Raw genomic sequence first — 18,126 nt, forward strand, 5'->3', positions numbered from 1 at the left:
ACGCGTCCTGCATTTCGACCAGCAATCAAAAGCAAGCACTACAACGCCGACTCTTCGTCATCATCCTTATCGTCGCCATCATCATTATTTTTTGGACGATCATCTTCCTCTTCGGATTCAGCTTCGCCACCTTCAAGCTCATCCGATTGAAGATTAGCCAGGTAAGCCTTATAACGCGCCCGCAATTTCATTAACACTTCACGGAAAATCTCTGGCAACTCATAGCGTAAGATGTAAGTCACTTGCATCCAGTCGCGATCTTCCAGATTTGCCATATCCAGAGGCGATGCCAGACTTTCGGTATCGCGATCCAGATTCATCAAATCATCTTCTTGCGCCTGCGTTTTAGCACCATCACCATACTCATACAGATCAAACGTAGCATAGCGATAGAAATGCTCGACCATTTGCGTACGATCCAGCAAATAATCGACCAAAGCATCGTAGCCGCCGTCGACTTCGGCGATTTCATACAAAAATTCCGCCGGATCAGCACCTTCACGGAAGATCACAGAATTGATCATGCCGCGCAATTGTTCATGGGTCTGGTCGCCATAACGACGCTCCAACACCACCGCTTGGGCAAATTGCTCTGGCGTTACCAACAAGTTCACCAATGACTCTTTTGAGGCATCGTATTCGCGAATAATCGCTAACAAATCCTTCGATGGAAAATCATCCAGCGCGGCTACCAGCGCCTTATCCCCCTGAGTTTCTGCGATATTTGCCAATGCAAATTCAGCACCGGCAATATCGCCCGCCAGAATCAGATTTTGCGCTTCAATTAATGCAGGTAATGTCATAACTATCCTTAATCTTTGCGATCAAAACCTTGCTCAGCAAGCCAATCAGCACCAGCTTCATCAAGATCATAATCATCGCCATCATCACCGTCGTCGCGACCGTGGCGGCCGTAATTGCCATCGAGGTCACCGTTTTCTTTCAGTTCTTCTGCTTCCTCGTTGGCTTCGCTATCCTCATCATCCTCAAGGGTATTAGTCGAACTATGTTTACGTGCTTGCTGACCACGATTCAAATATTCAAGTGCAGCAGCAATCACCATAAAACGCTCTCCGCCTTCTGCATTAAGAACAATTTTACTTAATGGCTCAGCCCAAGGTTCAAGCTTGACCGCTGTAGACAAACTTTTCCAGGTTGGCAGCTTAGACTCTTCTTTGGTACTTAAGGTTTCCATGACCAGTGGATTCATAAAAATGAAACCAGAATGAAAAGCCGACGCCAGCATCTCTGGATTACTTCCCATCATTGGCAATAACAAAGGTAATTGCTCTGCTTTTTCGCGCAATCTGGTCTTGAGTATGTTCTTACCCTCGGAATCTGACTTTAAATCTTCAATTTCTGCATTGTAAACCGAGGTCAAGTCTTCAAAAAAACGTGACAATTTCACTTCAATACTCCTGATAAATAGTGCTTCCAGATTTCTGTCGCCGTTTCTAGTGGCGAATCCAGCAAATTCCGGCGACGATTCTCGTCGTAAGCAGTGCGCGCCGCATCGTCCGACAGAATGTCGTAGGCTTCTTTCACTGCATGGAATTTTTCCGGTGCCAATTCCGACGTGTTACGGTCGGGATGAAATTCGGCAGCTTTTTGACGGAAGGCTTTCTTAATATCGGCCAGTGTTGCATTCGGCGCGATACCCAGAATGACGTAGTAATCTTTCATAGACTCTTTGAAAAAATTAACGGAATTCTGCGCTACATTGCCGCATTCGCCGCATGTTGAAACAAAAACATTCACGCAAAAAGCGCGACTGTTTTTGCCAGGCTTTGGACTGCATCAACACTTAAATGTCAGCGTTGGGTCAGATGTAACGATATGGATATTTTTTTAGCAATACATCACTCCGGCGGCGTATTCGCGGCTCACAACTTCATTCAACACCTGAAACCGCAAAAACAAAGGCCGGAGCTATCAAACCATAAATTAATGTTGATGACCGTGCTCATCATGCACATGGCCATGTACGATTTCTTCATCAGATGCTTCACGAATTTCTAATACTTCAGCATCAAAACGGATTGTCATACCAGCTAAAGGATGGTTGCCGTCAACAGTAACCACGCCAGCATCGATCGCTGTTACGCGGAATTGCATGGTTTCTTCTGTTTCTGGATCGCGAGTTTCAAACATCATTCCAACTTCGATATCCGGTGGAAACAAGCCGACATCTTCTTGACGAACATACTGTGCGTCGAATTCACCAAAACCTTCTTCCGGTGTCAAAGTGACAGAAACTTTATCCCCTACGGATTTGCCATCCAATGCAGCTTCAACTGCTGGCAAAATATTATCGTAGCCACCATGCAAATAAACGATAGGGTCGTGATTTTGATCGATGATGTTGCCCTCAGCATTAAACATAGTGTAGTTCAGGCTGACAACAGAATTTGGAGTAATTTGCATAATGATAAATAAGAGATAAAAATAGGTAAATGAAAGAGATCATTGAAATTGAAGCACAAACAAGGCATCAAGTGTTCATGGACAGCGTACAGCAATGCAGCATTTACTTCTTTTTGCAAGCAGAACAAATTACTAATCTGGTGCTTCTCAGGAAATCACATTCATAACTGGGGGTGTATTGTAGCAGAGCGCGCCGTTTCTCTCAGCTTTAGCAACGCAAAGGTGAAATAATTCAGCAGATTCAGTAAGCCACGGAAAAAAGACTAAGCATTAATGGCTAAAACAGAGTATATTCCGCAGCCTTCATAAAATCCTCGAAAGAGACTTTCTCCATGCTAATCATTACAATTAAACAAGGTAAAGAAAAAGCACTCCTGGCGGGAGAACCCTGGGTTTATCTTTCAGCAATATCCAGAATCGATGGTAAGTTTGAAGAACGATTAAAATCCGGTGCGACCACCCTCATCCGATCTTCTTCCGGTCAGTTCTTGGCTCGCGGCGGCTGGAGCCCTAAATCGCAAATTCGGGCAAGAATTTGGACTCTAGATGAAAAAGAGGCAGTTGATCACGCCATGATCAAACGCAGAATCCACCATGCCCTTGCAAAACCACGTTCAGTTAAAAATTCAAAGACAGCAGCACAGCGATTGATCAACGCTGAAGCAGATCAATTACCTGGTCTTGTGGTCGATTATTACGGTGAAAATCCAGGTTATCTGGTTTGCCAGTTTCAAGCTGCTTGTGTCGACGCCTGGAAAGTAACCATCGTTAAAGCGTTGATCGCTGAAACCGGATGCCCGAACGTTTATGAGCATGCTGACGAATTGATACGTGCCGGCGAAGGCCTTCCGGCAAATTCCGGCTCACTTGCAGGTAATGAGCCGCCAATAGAATTTCAGTTTGAATAACGCACGTTATCAGCGACACCAACAATTTTGGGTGGATCGGAAGAAGCAGAGGTAAGTAATATTCGAGTTATAGCTCTTTTATGGACTTGATTTAGTGAGCAAGCCAGACATGGCATTTTCGGCAAACTGATCGGCCTCCTCAATATATCCCTGAACCGTGCCATCAAACCGCCAACCACCTTGTCGCTTGATATCGCGAAAATTCGCTCCCGCCCGGTATGCACTGGTTGCCATGCCGCGTCGCAAACTATGACTACTTAATTTTAATAGGTGATCCACGCCTGCCTGTTCGGCGCAATCGCTCAAAATGGCATTGACAGATGCAGCATTTAAGCCAGTGTTTGCGACTTGCCCCCATTTATTGATGCCACGAAATAGATAACCATCTCTAATTTCGGCGGAGTCCAGCCATTTTTTCAAAGCTGCGCAGGGACAACAGACACCTTTTCCATACGGTATTGCTTTGCTGATCCCCGCACCAGTTTGGTCAGTTTTAGATTTAGGAAGCAGAATAAGAACACCGTCACGCTCCCACTTAAGATTTTCTAGCTTAAGATTAACCAACTCGGAGCGGCGAAAACCCCCAAAAAAGCCAATTTGCAACAAGGCATTATCACGCAGGCTTTTCAGAGAATTGGCCGTCTGCAAAAACAGCACGATTTTCTCAAGATCTTCATGAAGCAAAGCACTCGCCTTCTGTTTTGGCCGTCCACACTTGCGTTCAATCCCCAATAATATCTTTCTGAGCTGCGGACTGACGCAAGGATCATTAAACCCCTGATGTTTATGCCACTGCGAGATAGCGGTTATTTTCAAGCTCAATGTGCGCGGATTGAGTGTCCCAGAGAATTCAATCAAGTAGTCAATTATGGTTTCTTGATCCGAAGGTAGATGACCTCCCCAATTCAAAAAATGCCGCACCGCGGAGCGATATGCGCGACGTGTGTTGTCTGACGTAGCCGCAGCAATAAACTCGCTCTGTAATTCCCGCCTAACGCCAATAGCAGCACGAGACATAACGATATTAGCCTCCTCGCTTGCCACCTCTTTGCTATGGACTTCTATCAGATTTTGCTTTGCCATGGTTTTTCACGCTTTTTTAAAACTGTAATGCTTATTTGAAAGGATAAGCTCAATACCAATTTATAACCTTCGATAATATACATTATCACATGTTATCTACTCACTTTATTTTTAGACCTTATTTAATATTTATAGTGTAATATTACGTAATACGTTTCACGTTACCTAATTGGAGTAAGTCATGGCCCGTTCTGGAGTTTTGTTTTCCGATGTATGTAGAGCAGCCCAAAAAATTCACCAGTCTGGCGCCATTCCAACCGTGGATAGCGTACGTCAGGCAATGGGCAATACCGGCAGCAAAAGTACGATCAGTCCCATGCTAAAGCGCTGGAAAGAAGAAAACCAAGAAGAACTCATGGCCGTCAGCTCTGGGCTACCTGAAGCAATCCTCAACGCCGTGCGCGGCGTCTATGAACTCACTCAAGCCGAAGCGGCTAATGAAATAAGCGAGATGAGGATTCAACACCAGAAAGAATTGGAAGATGCAAGAACAAACCTCGCCCAACTAAAAGCTGAGGCCGATGATTTATCAAATTGCAATAAGAATCTGGCTCAACAGTTAAAAGATATAGGCGCAGAAAAAAACAAGTTAACAGTAGAGCGCCAAAATCTCCAACTCCAACTTGCAACAATGCAAAGTGACAATGTTGGTATGCAGGGCCGCGTCTCTGATAGCGAAAATCAACTTAAAGCACTACATCAACAGCTTCACTCCTCCCGCGCACAGTTTGAACATTATCAACAGGCAAGTACAAACCAGCGAAATGAAGAACGCGAGGCCTTTAATTTACGCATCAATCGCTTAGAGCAAGATTTAAAACTCGCAAGAATGAGCAATGCCGAATTGCAAAATCACAATACCAAGCAAACAGCAGAGATCCAACAACTCCTTACCAGCCAGTCCCGGATGAAAGAAATCGCTCAGGTGCAACTGGAAGAATTAAGCAGGATAGAAAATTTGCAGAACAAGACTCAGTTCATGCTCGAAGAAATGCAAGCCGTCAACAGCAAATTAGCGCAAACATTAGAGACCAGTCAGTCAAACCTGCATGAAACACAGATCTCGCTTGCGATCTCGATCGAAAAGCAAGAATTACTCAAGCAGCAATTGCACGAGATTCAACTGAAAGATAATAAATCGGAACGAGAACAACTCGAACTGCTTAAAACGATCGTACTTCAGCAACAAATTGCCGCAAACAATAGCAAGCCACAAACAATGAATCAAACAGAAGTTAAATAGAAATGACGATGAACATGCTGGACGATCGATCAATTAGACCGAGTCGCAACAAGCTAACTCAGGCTTAAGCTAAATCAACTTAATGACTCAAAATCAAGGATATCAATTGAATGCCGACCCATATTGATATATATTCTCATTATCATTTAGAATCACAAAAATCAATATAGTCTGGCGCCATGAGTAGTCAATCCGCAAACTTTTCCCTCGATACCACACTGAATTGCCTTAAGGTTGGCGAAACAGCATTGGTTAATCATGTCACACCCCAATTCCAAGGTGAATCAGGAGGCGTGAGCGATATTTCGCGTCGATTGAAAGAGCTCGGCTTCGTGCAAGGCGAACAGGTACAGATCTTGCACAAGGGCTATTTTGGCGGTGAGCCACTAGCAGTGCGGGTTGGACAATCAACTTTTGCATTACGTAACTTTGAGGCAGCTTTAATAGGTGTTACAAAGATAAGCGCAACTGCGATGGGTGCAACGAAGCTTGGATCAATTTAATGACTGTCAATACACTTTTTTCACCTCGCATTGCGCTGGTTGGCAACCCCAACTGTGGTAAAACCGCCCTTTTTAATCGCTTAACGGGCGCCAGACAAAAAGTTGCCAATTACGCTGGTGTAACAATAGAACGCAAAGAGGGAAAATTTACGTCGGCAAGTGGAAGGCACTGGCACGTGCTCGATCTTCCTGGCACCTATAGCCTTCAAGCAATTACGCCAGACGAAAAAATTACGGAAGAAGTGATCACCGGCCAAAGGGCAAATGAAGCCTTACCCGATGCCATTCTTTGCGTCGTGGATGCTACAAACCTAAAACGCGGCTTACGTCTTGCCTTAGAGTTAAAAAATCTAGGCTTACCGTTGGTTCTTGCAATCAATATGATGGACGTCGCCAGAAAACGCGCTATTCATATCGATGTTCAGGCTATGCAAGCAGCCTTAGGCATTCCCGTGGTCGAGACCGTTGCGGTCGACACCAAAGGCGTGGACACGTTACTGTCTGAACTTGAATCTCTGGCGAAAACACTCAAGCAAAGCAATGACACCCATACCATCGAGCTACCCCAACATTCGCCCGAGGAAATTCAGGCTGCAGCAAATGCGATTTTAAAAGCCTGCGTGCAATCAACCATTTCTGACGGCGATCAATTGCCGTTAAGTTTTCGCATCGATAACTGGGTTTTACATCCAGTTATCGGACCATTAATTTTTGCCAGTTTAATGTTTCTCGTGTTTCAGGCGGTATTTGCCTGGGCTCAACCACCGATGGACTTTATTAAAGGCTCAATAGAGTATATCGGCGCGCTGGTCGAGAGTTCACTGCCAGAAGGTATGCTGCAGGGCTTACTGGTGAAGGGTGTCATTGGCGGCGCGGGCAGTGTGCTGGTGTTTTTACCGCAAATTGTTATTTTATTTTTCTTTATCCTAGTGATGGAAGATTCAGGCTATTTGCCGCGTGCGGCGTTTTTACTGGATCGCATAATGGGAAAAGTTGGATTATCTGGCCGAGCATTCATTCCGCTACTGTCTAGTTTCGCCTGTGCGATTCCTGGCATTATGGCGACCCGGACGATACAAAATCCGCGCGACCGCCTGGTCACAATTATGATTGCTCCGCTGATGACCTGCTCAGCCCGTCTGCCAGTGTATGCACTAATTATTGCCGCTTTTATTCCGGAACGTACCGTATTTGGCATCCTGAGTTTACAAGGCGTGGTGCTGTTTGTTCTATATGTTGCTGGTATTGTTTCAGCAATGCTGGTGGCACTCGTGTTTAAGCGCTTGTGGGGCAAGGCTGAACAACATCCTTTAATGCTGGAACTGCCTGATTACCGCTGGCCTAACTTGCGCAATCTGACAATCGGCTTATGGGAACGAATTAAAATTTTTACCACCAGGGTTGGCACAATTATTCTGGCACTAATGATATTGCTATGGTTTTTGAGCAGTTTCCCAGGAGCGCCAGAAAATGCCCCTCACCCGCCAATTTACTACAGTTTTGCAGGCTACCTTGGTCGCCTGCTTGAATATCTGTTCGCGCCGATTGGTTTTAACTGGCAGATTTGCATCGCTCTGGTACCTGGTTTGGCAGCACGTGAAGTGGCGGTTGCCGCTCTGGGAACTGTCTATGCACTATCCCAAACTGGTGAAGAATTAAGTCACTCACTAGAACCACTAATCTCGCACTCATGGAGCCTGCCAACCGCCCTCTCTCTATTAGCTTGGTATGTCTTTGCACCACAGTGCATCGCAACGCTCAGTGTAGTTAAACGAGAAACCAATACGCTACGTTACCCAGTTTTGATGGCAGCTTATTTATTTGGTCTGGCTTACTTTGCCTCACTAATTACTTACCAGGTAGCGAAGCTTTTTACAGGAGTTTAAATATGCAAACAGCCATCACTATTGCTATTCTATTGCTCGCAACAGTTTATCTATTTTTCAAATGGATACCCGCCTCTTTACGCAAAAAAATACATGCAGGATTAGCAGAGCGCCACCCACAATTAGCAAACCAGTTTGACAGCACTATAAAAAAATGTGCGAGTGGCTGCTCTTCGTCGTGCAACAGCTGTGAAACGTCAACAATTGTTAAGTCCAGTCTTGATGTAAAACCAATTAATTTCATTCGTAAATAGCAAGTAAAATACCAACAAGACTACGATTTAATACAAATTAAGCTATAGCTTACAATGATAAGCTCATGTATCCTTTTGCCGTATTAACAAAAGCCCATTCTGGCTCAGAGATCATTTTCAGGAACGCGCAAAAACATGCTTAGCTGTGCATATGATAAGACCGAAAAAGGCCGCGAAGAAATCGCAACCAGGAAACATCAATTAGCGAATCGATTACGCACTTTACTAGTCATGATTGATGGAAAAAAAAGTGCTGCGGATTTACTTAAAAAGTTGGCTGCAATAGGTTTAGATGAAAACAGTATTCAGGAGCTGATTGATCTGGAAATGATTGCTCCCACGCCTGAGCTTGAGCTTGAGCCTGCACCTGCATCAGAAAGCGACGAGTCAGACGTGGTATTCAAGGAGGAAGATCAGCCCCCCATCGCCCAATCAGATAACGCCTCTACTGAGGAAACAGAAGCCGAACAATTCCAGGCAATTTACAATTTCTTTAACGAAACCATCAAGAGCGCTTTAGGATTTCGCGGCTTCACTTTACAGCTTAAAGTCGAGCGAGCAAAATCGATCGATGACTTTAAAAACCTGCGTCACGCATACCTTGAGGCAATACTAAAAGTCAAAGGCCGTGAGATGGCGCGCAGTTTACGGGATAGGCTTGATCTCTTGCTGCATGAGAGTGAAAAAATTAAGCGAGATAGTCTGAGTACGGATACCATCTTCGATTACAAGTAAGTAGTGATTAATGAAAAAAGCCCGGAAAATTATCCGGGCTTTTTCGTATCACAAAAAGCTTATCACTCTTATTCGATGCCTTGGCTAGCCAGATATTCTTCATAGCTACCTCGGAAATCAATGATTTCGTTTTCTTTAATTTCCAGAATACGGTTCGCCAAAGAAGAAACGAATTCTCGGTCATGTGAAACGAAAATCAAAGTTCCAGCGTATTTTTCAAGCGCAATATTGAGAGACTCAATTGATTCCATATCCATGTGATTGGTTGGCTCATCCATTAACAATACATTGTGACGACCCAACATCAATTTACCGTACATCATGCGGCCTTTTTCACCACCAGATAATACTTTGACGGATTTTTTCACATCATCGCCGCCAAACAATAAACGACCCAGGATAGAACGTACCGCCTGATCATCATCACCTTCTTGCGTCCATTGACCGATCCAGTCCGTCAGATTTTTATCTGTTGCAAATTCTTCGGTCGGATCTTGCGGCATGTAGCCGACATTTGCGTTCTCCGCCCATTTAACGGTACCGCGATCCGCATCTAAGCCTGCGATTTCCTTGCCACCGATGCAGCGCAGCAAAGTGGTTTTACCGACACCATTGGAGCCGATAATTGCGATGCGCTCACCAGCCTCAACCATGAGCTCAACATTTTTGAACAAGGTACGATCGTAAGCTTTGGTAATTCCCTGCACTTCAACGGCAAGGCGATGCAATTTCTTCTCACCATCAAAACGCACAAATGGATTTTGGCGACTAGATGGTTTAAATTCTTCAATTTTGATCTTATCAATCTGTTTCGCGCGTGAAGTTGCTTGACGCGCCTTCGACTTGTTTGCAGAGAAGCGACGGACGAAGTCTTGTAATTCAGCGACTTTGTCTTTTGCCTTGGCATTATTGGCCAACTGTTGAGCGCGCGCTTGGGATGATGCGAGCATGTAATCATCGTAATTGCCTGGATAGATTTTCAACGTGCCGTAATCCATATCTGCCATGTGCGTACATACCTGATTCAGGAAGTGACGATCATGGGAAATGATAATCATGGTCGAATTACGCTGATTCAAAATATCTTCTAACCAGCGAATCGTGTTGATATCGAGGTTATTGGTCGGTTCATCAAGCAGCAAAATGTCTGGATTTGAGAACAGCGCCTGCGCCAATAAAACGCGCAATTTCCAGCCAGGTGCAACTGAACTCATCGTCCCCTGATGTTGGTCTGTCGGAATGCCTACGCCCAGCAATAACTCGCCTGCGCGAGCTTCTGCAGTATAGCCGTCATATTCAGCGAACTTCGCCTCTAAATCGGCCGCCTTCATGTAATCGTCGTCAGTTGCTTCTGGGTTGGCGTAAATCGCGTCGCGTTCAGCCATAGCAGCCCACATTTCAGTATGGCCCATCATGACGACATCAAGCACACGCATATCTTCAAATGCAAACTGATCCTGGCGCAATTTACCGAGACGTTCGTTTTGATCCAGCATGACGGTACCAGAGGATTGCTCGAGGTCACCACCCAGAATTTTCATGAAAGTCGATTTGCCGCAACCATTGGCACCAATTAAGCCATAACGGTTGCCTTCGCCAAACTTGACGGAGATGTTTTCAAACAGCGGCTTAGGGCCGAACTGCATGGTAATGTTAGCGGTAGATAGCACAGAAAACCTTTTGCGATAAAGATATGAATTAACCTTAAATTATAACATCGCTTGCAGCCAGGATTTTAGTCCCCCAAAGGAGAGTGGCAAAATAAAGCCGTGATTTGAAATCGCTCAACGTTTTATCTTAAGTGAAGTCGACTCAAATTCAAGTATCGACAGGAAAACACTGAGACCCTGCCGCAATGCTCAAGCAATCCGTGGATTTACTACAAAAATATTATCTAAATTGCAGTTAAAAACCTCATCACCAGTTTGATTCGAGCGTTGCCTGATGCTTTGCCTGAGCTTTTCTTTGAGCGCGATAAATTCCTGTATCGCCAGAAAATAAATAACTAACAACACAAGCCAAGGCGGCGTAAACGCCAATATCAGCACCAAATAGTTCTATCGCCATAAATGTGGATGCAATTGGCGTATTCGCAGCACCAGCAAAAACCGCCACAAACCCCAAACCAGCCAGTAAGGCAAACGGTAAATGCAGGAAAGGCGCCAGAATATTTCCCAAGCTAGCACCAATGTAGAATAAAGGCGTCACCTCACCACCTTTAAAACCGGTTCCAAGAGAGGCGATGGTAAATAAACCTTTAACCGCAAAATCGTACGAGGCAAGCGGATGCGCAAACGCATCAACAATGCCCGGTATTCCAAGACCAATAAACCGATCAGCGTTAAAAAAAAAAGCTACGCTGGCAACAACGATACCGCCAAGAAACGGTCGCAATGGCGCATAACCGATTGAGTCTTTCATCAAGGCACTCAGACCATGCGTCAGCGTAGCAAACACGCGTCCAGTCAAACCAAACACCGCTCCGGCAAATAATATTGCCAAAACAATCCAGGCGTTAAAGCCAGGAATATTAGCGATATGATAATGCGTATGATGAACACCCCATAATAAACCTACCTGGTCGGCGACCACGGCAGCGATCAGACAAGGCAACAAAGAATCAAATCGCAATCTGCCAATCGCCAACACCTCAAGTCCGAAAATCGCACCGGCCAGTGGCGTACCGAAAACCGAAGCAAAACCTGCACTAATCCCAGCCATTAACAAAATTCGCCTGTCCTCGGACTTGAGCTTAAATACATGCGTCAGCTGATCTGCTAATGCGCCGCCCATTTGCACGGCGGTTCCCTCACGCCCAACTGATGCCCCAAACAAATGAGAAATCACGGTACCTGCGAGCACCAAGGGTGCCATGCGCAAAGGAATCACTTTTTTGGGGTCATGGATTTCATCGATCAATAAATTATTCCCTGCCTCCACTTGCTGACCAAAACGCAGATACAGCCAACCGACAAAAAAACCAGCAAGAGGCAAAGCCAGCATCAATTCACGATGCGCAATGCGCGTGGCAGTCGCCCATTCCAGCGCAAACAAGAAAAACGCAGAAGCGGTGCCCGCCAACAAGGCAACCAAGGCTGCCATTGGTAGCCACTTAATTAAATAAATCAATAAATGGTGACGCTCAAAAGCTTCTGAATTTTCCATGTAATTTCTACAGACGATAAGGACTCACTGGCAGCAGCCTTGGTAGCCTTGATTAAGATTGAAGTATCACAGCCAAAGCGGTCGCAACAGATAAAAGCAACGCTAATTCCTTTTCAATAAACATATTTTTTGAAAAAGCTTCGGAATCAATAATACCTATCACACTACCATCATCGGCCAATAGCGGCAAACAAGCTTCTGACTGCACTTTGGGATCGCAAGTGTAATACTCGCCCCCTGCAGCCAGATAAACGCCAACGTCGTTAATAATCCGTGCTGTTCCTGTCATACCAACTGTGCTGTTATTACTCATTGCTGCAAACTCTGGCGTCAAAGGAAATTCAGCACGTGAAGCTGCTCCGAAATAAGCCAGCTTCACCAAGACCGTGTCACCTTGTTGGTTCTGACGCTTCTGGTAAACACCAAACCATTGACTTGCACTTTGCTGCTGATAGAAATCGACGATACTTTGCAATTGACCAAGCATCTGGACGTTGGCTGCTGTTTTACCGCCGAGTATCACTGACAAATCATAAGGCTCCGCTGCCAATTGATCGAAGATAGAACAAGAACCGCCCTCACCCAATTCTGGCACCTGGTATTGCCATTTGATGTTCTCTGGCGACGCTTGAGCCAAGTTATTTAATTGACTCTGGTATCCGGCAAATAGCGTAGAAAAATCTGAAGGCAAGTCTTGTTTTTGAATCCCGCTCCGGGAGAGGTATTGGTCGATTAACATAGGGGTTCCGGCAACTAAAATGCGAGTCAGTTTAGCAGATAGACGCAACGCCGTCAGAACATCTCGCGCGATGCGTAGTTGGATAAAAAAACGCGGTACTAAGACCGCGCTTTTTAAGGCAACACATCAATATATCAGGGGGCGACTTGAAAAACTCGCTCATCTCGCCAGATCAGTTAAACGTTTTCCCTTCCTCCGCCAGCCTTGCCAGTAATGGCGCAGGCTTCCAGGCGTCACCATGGCGTCCTTTGGCATATTTCGCCATTGCCATCACCACATTTGGCAAGCCAACTGTATCGGCATAGAACATTGGACCACCAGTATGCAATGGGAAACCATAACCAGTCAGGTACACCATATCGATATCAGAAGCGCGTGTTGCAATACCCTCTTCCAATATATACGCAGCTTCATTAACGAGTGAATAAATCAAGCGTTCAACGATTTCCTGGTCAGAGATTTTTCTGCGCGTAATTCCCAGATCTGCTGAGTGTTTGACGATCATATCATTCACGACTGATGATGGATAAGCCTTACGGTCACCGGGTTTATAGTCATACCAACCGGCGCCAGTTTTTTGCCCGAAACGCCCCATCTCACACAATAAGTCGGCCGTTTTGGAATAAGTTATTTGTGGCTTTTCGACATAGCGACGTTTACGGATATACCAGCCGATATCGTTACCAGCCAGATCACCCATGCGGAAAGGACCCATAGCGAAACCGAGTTTTTCAACTGCCTTATCAACTTGTTCAGGCGTACATCCTTCTTCCAACAAGAAGCCCGCCTGGCGGCTGTACTGTTCTATCATGCGATTGCCAATGAAGCCGTCACAGACACCAGACACCACCCCCGTTTTTTTGATTTTCTTGGAAATGCCCAAGATAGTCGCCAGAACGTCATTTGCAGTTTTTTTGCCGCGGACGATTTCCAGCAATTTCATCACATTCGCCGGACTGAAAAAGTGGGTGCCGATGACATCCTGAGGACGCTTAGTGAAATCAGCGATTTTATCCAGGTCCAAGGTTGATGTATTGGAGGCCAGAATCGCGCCCTGCTTCATAACTTCATCGAGTTTTTTAAAGACTTGCTCTTTGACGCCCATGTCTTCGAACACCGCTTCAATCACTAAATCGGCTTGAGCGATTTCTTCATACGAAAGCGTGCCGGTGATCAAGCCCACGCGCTGCTCGAATTTTTCCTGCGTGAGTTTGCCTTTTTTGAGGGTGTTTTCGTAATTCTTGCGTATCGTTGCCAGACCTTTATCCAAGGCCTCTTGCTTCATTTCCAAAATTTGCACCGGAATGCCCGCATTAGCGAAGTTCATTGCAATACCGCCGCCCATGGTACCAGCACCAATGACTGCGACTGATTTAATCGGGCGAACCGGTGTATCGTCCGGTACGTCAGGCAGCTTACTAGCGGCACGCTCACCAAAAAACGCGTGACGCAACGCCTTGGATTCCGTCGATTGCACCAGCTCCAGGAACAAATCACGTTCCAGCTTCATACCGTCGTCAAACTTCTTGGTAACGGCAGCGGCAACGGCTTCGACACATTTCAGAGGTGCGGGGAAAGGCCCTGACATGGCGCGCACGGTATTGCGAGAAAATTGCAAAAAGGCTTCGTAATTTGGATAATCGACTTTGATGTCGCGCACCTTCGGTAACGGACGAACTGCCGCAATTTTATTCGCGAATGCAAAAGCGGCTTGCATCAGATCGCCCTCAACCACCTCATTAAAGAGCGCGGTTTTTGCCAGCTTCTCGGAAACTATTGGCGTACCGGAAACAATCATATTGAGTGCCAGCTCCAAGCCAACAACCCGTGGCAAACGCTGCGTACCGCCAGCGCCCGGCAAAATGCCTAATTTCACTTCTGGTAAAGCGATTTGCGCACCCGGGCTGGCAACCCGATAATGGCAACCTAACGCCAATTCCAGACCGCCGCCCATACAAACGCTATGAATCGCCGCAATCACCGGCTTTTCGGATGATTCCAGCACGTTAATCACCGTGTGTAAACTTGGCTCAGCAAATGCTTTCGGAGAGTTAAATTCTTTGATATCAGCCCCACCAGAGAAGGCTTTTCCTGCACCGGTAATAACGATCGCTGTAATCGCATCATCGTTCAATGCCAGCTTCATGCCTTCAACGATCGCATGTCTGGTCGCAAAACCTAGTCCGTTGACCGGAGGATTAGTTAGGGTAATGACGGCAATATTGCCTTCTGCTTTGTATTCTGCGCTCATGTCTCTTCCTAAATATATGCAGTTTGAATACCGTGTTTGTCAGTCTAAAAACACATAAAGACGGTGATCAAACATGGCGGTGTACGCAAATCAGGTTTTACTATAACTCAAAATAGTACGATCGTATTATTTTTATTTGAAATCTGTTAAAAACGAGCAAATCTCTACGCAAAGATCCACTAAACTTCCAGCCACTCCTGCCGGATTTTGTCATTCGCCATCAGCTCTTCGGGAGTTCCTTCAAAAACAATAGTACCGTGCCCCATAACGTAGACGCGCTGGGAAATCTGTAAAGCGATGGCCAATTTTTGTTCCACCAGTAAAACAGAAATGCCCCGGCGACGCAGCTCCTCAAGATATTCAGCCACCAATTTGACGATCATCGGCGCCAGGCCTTCGGTAGGCTCGTCGATCATGATCAAATCAGGGTCACCCATCAATGTACGACACAAGGTCAACATTTGTTGCTCGCCGCCAGACATGACCCCCGCCACCGTATTTCTACGTTCTTTAAGGCGTGGAAACATCTGGTACATATCGTCGATACACCACCGCGCCGGTGTACGGGCAAGCTTACCGGTCTTCTGTCCAAGTAACAGGTTCTGTTCTACCGTCAGTGTAGGAAAAATATCGCGGTTTTCCGGTACATAGCCTATACCTTTATGCGCAATCTGAAATGCTTTAAAGCCGTTGATCTGCTCCGACTTAAAATGAATTGCACCTTGCGTTTGCACCTGTCCCATAATCGATTTAACGGTCGTCGAACGGCCGACACCATTACGGCCCAGCAAGCTAACGATTTCGTTTTCATTAACCTGTAATTTAACGCCATGCAAAACGTGACTTTTCCCATAAAACGCGTGTAAATCTTTGACTTCGAGCAGTGCACTCATGCGGCATTCTCCATCGGCGCGTGCCCGCCCAAATAAGCATCTTTCACTTGCTGATTTTGACGAATATTTTGCGGCGTATCGCAAGCAATGACCTCACCATAAACTACAACCGCGATTTTGTCGGCCAGACCAAATACCACGCTCATGTCATGCTCTACCATTAATAATGTCTTGCCTACTGTCATTTTACGAATTAACTCAACGGCGGCATCGGACTCTGAACGACTCATCCCAGCCGTTGGTTCATCAAGTAAAATAACCTCTGCGCCACCGGCGACAGTAATGCCGATTTCCAGTGCCCGCTGTTCAGCATACGTCAGCGACCCGGCAGTAACATTGCTGCGGGCTTGCAAACCAATTTGCGCCATCACATGCAATGCCAACTCATGCACATCTTTCAAACCGTTTAAACGTTGCCAAAATGAGTACTTGTAGCCCAAAGACCATAAAACGGCGCAGCGCAAATTTTCATACACACTGAGCCGATGGAAGATATTGGTGATCTGAAAGCTACGAGACAGACCACGCCGATTGATTTGATATGGCGCTAAACCATCGATGCTATTTCCATTGAGCAAAATCTCACCAGATGTAATGCCAAAACGCCCCGAAATCAAGTTAAACAAGGTCGATTTTCCGGCGCCGTTCGGACCTATTATCGCTACTCGCTCGCCTTTAACAACCTGCAAGCTTGCACCCCGAATAATTTCGGCCGAACCGAAGCTTTTGCGAACATCCTTTAATTCCAGCGCAAACTGACTCATTCATCCCCCTTTGAGGTAGCCACTTCTATTTCAGCGAGCGCGGTATTCCATGCAAACAGGAACCTGGATTGTGTATAGAGAAATCCCAGTCCTCCCATCAAACAAAAAAATGCAGCGATGAACCATGATCTACTTTCAAATGCGTTAAATGCGACTCCTGCGATCTTCACAACTGGATCCTGATCGCCTCCGAGTGAGCGTTGATACAACATCTCAATCGCCAGAATGCTGCCTGTAGTAATCAATAGCACAGCAGAAAATATCTTCCAGAACGAAGGCCAGATTTGTCGTAACTTCCCAAATTTAAACATGCGATAGTAAGACGCACAAATACCAGCAATACCGCCTGGCGCAAACATCACAATCAAAATGAAAAAGATTCCCAAATATAATTGCCAGGCTTTAGTAAAATCAGACAGCATCACCGTTAAGAAGACACCGACCACTGCGCCTATCATTGGTCCAAAAAAATAACCGATCCCGCCGATAAAGCTAAATAACAAAACGGCACCAGAGCGTAGAGCGCTGACATTCTCAGCCGTCACTATTTCGAAATTAATCGCCGACAATCCACCCGCAATACCAGCAAAAAAAGCGGAAAGTATCAAGGTAAGGTAACGCACCCATTGCGTATCGTAGCCAATAAATTCAGCCCGCTCCGGGTTATCTCTGACAGCGTTAATCATTCTCCCCAGTGGCGTATGGGTAAACGCATACATTGCCACCGTACTGATGAATAGCCAGAACGCGATTAAATAGTAGACCTCGATTTGTGGCCCGAAAGTAATCCCAAGAAAAGCATCGCCCATTACCCTATTCGTTGTGATTCCGCCTTCCCCTCCAAAAAATTTAGGGAACATCAAAGAGCAGGCAAATACCAACTCCACCATGCCAAGCGTGATCATAGAAAATGTCGTACCAGATTTTTTGGTCGTAACGTAGCCAAATAACACGCCAAAAAACAATCCCGCGACACCACCAATAAGAGGAATAAGACTTACTGGAATAGTCACCACACCGGCGGCCGCGAAATTCATCGCATGAATAGCGAAGAAAGCGCCTAAACCAGAATACACGGCATGCCCGAACGACAGCATGCCGCCTTGCCCCAATAACATATTGAAGGACAAACCAAAAATCATCAACGTACCCATCTGCGATAACAAGGACAGCGATGCCCCCTGATTAAATATTTTTGGGGCAAGGACCAGCAAAACTGCGAAACTAAACCACACCAACAACGTCCCGCCTACGCGAGAAAGTATGTGTTGTTTCATG

At 45.8% G+C, this 18,126-nt stretch carries 18 protein-coding genes; 6 read left to right on the forward strand and 12 right to left on the reverse strand.

The window, feature by feature from the left end:
* Positions 1-38: 38 nt before the first annotated feature.
* The 4 genes from ACO0KY_RS06420 to ACO0KY_RS06435 form a co-directional block, all read right to left on the reverse strand.
* The gene (locus ACO0KY_RS06420; protein WP_186912147.1) at positions 39-803 is read right to left on the reverse strand and encodes a hypothetical protein; all 765 of its coding nucleotides are present in this window, start codon (positions 801-803) and stop codon (positions 39-41) included.
* An 8-nt stretch (positions 804-811) separates the two neighbouring features.
* Positions 812-1,408: a hypothetical protein gene (locus ACO0KY_RS06425; RefSeq protein ID WP_423044919.1), complete on the reverse strand. Its 597-nt coding sequence runs from the start codon at positions 1,406-1,408 to the stop codon at positions 812-814.
* A complete protein-coding gene (locus ACO0KY_RS06430) occupies positions 1,405-1,683 on the reverse strand; it encodes a DnaJ domain-containing protein (protein WP_422998658.1) in 279 nt (92 codons plus the stop codon). The genes ACO0KY_RS06425 and ACO0KY_RS06430 overlap by 4 nt, the downstream gene beginning before the upstream one ends.
* A gap of 261 nt (positions 1,684-1,944) precedes the next feature.
* Positions 1,945-2,424 carry an FKBP-type peptidyl-prolyl cis-trans isomerase gene (locus ACO0KY_RS06435; protein ID WP_423044920.1) on the reverse strand — a complete coding sequence of 160 codons (480 nt, stop codon included), beginning with the start codon at positions 2,422-2,424 and terminating at the stop codon, positions 1,945-1,947.
* Positions 2,425-2,756: 332 nt separating this feature from the next.
* Here ACO0KY_RS06435 and ACO0KY_RS06440 point away from each other — a divergent pair, with 332 nt between their 5' ends.
* The gene (locus ACO0KY_RS06440; RefSeq protein WP_423044921.1) at positions 2,757-3,332 is read left to right on the forward strand and encodes an SAM-dependent methyltransferase; all 576 of its coding nucleotides are present in this window, start codon (positions 2,757-2,759) and stop codon (positions 3,330-3,332) included.
* A 78-nt stretch (positions 3,333-3,410) separates the two neighbouring features.
* On the opposite strand, the gene ACO0KY_RS06445 is transcribed toward ACO0KY_RS06440, so the two are convergent.
* Positions 3,411-4,415 carry a site-specific integrase gene (locus ACO0KY_RS06445; RefSeq protein WP_423044922.1) on the reverse strand — a complete coding sequence of 335 codons (1,005 nt, stop codon included), beginning with the start codon at positions 4,413-4,415 and terminating at the stop codon, positions 3,411-3,413.
* Positions 4,416-4,614: 199 nt separating this feature from the next.
* On the opposite strand from ACO0KY_RS06445, the gene ACO0KY_RS06450 reads away from it, so the two are divergent.
* From ACO0KY_RS06450 to ACO0KY_RS06470, 5 genes are all read left to right on the forward strand, one after another.
* Complete coding sequence (locus ACO0KY_RS06450) at positions 4,615-5,658, forward strand: DNA-binding protein (RefSeq protein ID WP_423044923.1); 1,044 nt, start codon at positions 4,615-4,617, stop codon at positions 5,656-5,658.
* A gap of 179 nt (positions 5,659-5,837) precedes the next feature.
* Positions 5,838-6,161 carry a FeoA family protein gene (locus ACO0KY_RS06455; RefSeq protein WP_423044924.1) on the forward strand — a complete coding sequence of 108 codons (324 nt, stop codon included), beginning with the start codon at positions 5,838-5,840 and terminating at the stop codon, positions 6,159-6,161.
* Entirely contained in the window at positions 6,161-8,047 is a 1,887-nt protein-coding gene (feoB, locus tag ACO0KY_RS06460; protein WP_423044925.1) for a ferrous iron transport protein B, read from the forward strand. Before ACO0KY_RS06455 ends, feoB begins: the two co-directional genes overlap by 1 nt.
* 2 nt (positions 8,048-8,049) lie before the next feature.
* On the forward strand, positions 8,050-8,301 hold the full coding sequence (locus ACO0KY_RS06465) for a hypothetical protein (protein WP_423044926.1): 252 nt from the start codon (positions 8,050-8,052) through the stop codon (positions 8,299-8,301).
* A 231-nt stretch (positions 8,302-8,532) separates the two neighbouring features.
* Positions 8,533-9,036 (forward strand): hypothetical protein, encoded by a 504-nt coding sequence (locus tag ACO0KY_RS06470; RefSeq protein ID WP_423044927.1) that lies wholly within the window; start codon positions 8,533-8,535, stop codon positions 9,034-9,036.
* A 68-nt stretch (positions 9,037-9,104) separates the two neighbouring features.
* Here ACO0KY_RS06470 and ACO0KY_RS06475 read toward each other — a convergent pair whose 3' ends face one another.
* From ACO0KY_RS06475 to ACO0KY_RS06505, 7 genes are all read right to left on the reverse strand, one after another.
* Positions 9,105-10,706, reverse strand: a complete 1,602-nt coding sequence (locus ACO0KY_RS06475) for an ABC-F family ATPase (RefSeq protein ID WP_186912157.1) — start codon at positions 10,704-10,706, stop codon at positions 9,105-9,107.
* A 247-nt stretch (positions 10,707-10,953) separates the two neighbouring features.
* The gene (locus ACO0KY_RS06480; RefSeq protein ID WP_423044928.1) at positions 10,954-12,201 is read right to left on the reverse strand and encodes a voltage-gated chloride channel family protein; all 1,248 of its coding nucleotides are present in this window, start codon (positions 12,199-12,201) and stop codon (positions 10,954-10,956) included.
* Positions 12,202-12,253: 52 nt separating this feature from the next.
* Entirely contained in the window at positions 12,254-12,940 is a 687-nt protein-coding gene (locus ACO0KY_RS06485) for a GAF domain-containing protein (RefSeq protein ID WP_423044929.1), read from the reverse strand.
* A 172-nt stretch (positions 12,941-13,112) separates the two neighbouring features.
* Positions 13,113-15,191: a 3-hydroxyacyl-CoA dehydrogenase NAD-binding domain-containing protein gene (locus tag ACO0KY_RS06490; protein WP_423044930.1), complete on the reverse strand. Its 2,079-nt coding sequence runs from the start codon at positions 15,189-15,191 to the stop codon at positions 13,113-13,115.
* 179 nt (positions 15,192-15,370) lie between these two features.
* Entirely contained in the window at positions 15,371-16,084 is a 714-nt protein-coding gene (locus ACO0KY_RS06495) for an ABC transporter ATP-binding protein (RefSeq protein ID WP_423044931.1), read from the reverse strand.
* On the reverse strand, positions 16,081-16,848 hold the full coding sequence (locus ACO0KY_RS06500) for an ABC transporter ATP-binding protein (protein ID WP_423044932.1): 768 nt from the start codon (positions 16,846-16,848) through the stop codon (positions 16,081-16,083). Before ACO0KY_RS06500 ends, ACO0KY_RS06495 begins: the two co-directional genes overlap by 4 nt.
* The gene (locus tag ACO0KY_RS06505) at positions 16,845-18,125 is read right to left on the reverse strand and encodes a branched-chain amino acid ABC transporter permease (protein WP_423044933.1); all 1,281 of its coding nucleotides are present in this window, start codon (positions 18,123-18,125) and stop codon (positions 16,845-16,847) included. Before ACO0KY_RS06505 ends, ACO0KY_RS06500 begins: the two co-directional genes overlap by 4 nt.
* Position 18,126 lies beyond the last annotated feature (1 nt).

Origin of the sequence: Undibacterium sp. Dicai25W, from assembly GCF_049340505.1 — a bacterium.
GTDB classification, from domain to species: Bacteria; Pseudomonadota; Gammaproteobacteria; order Burkholderiales; family Burkholderiaceae_D; genus Undibacterium; species Undibacterium jejuense.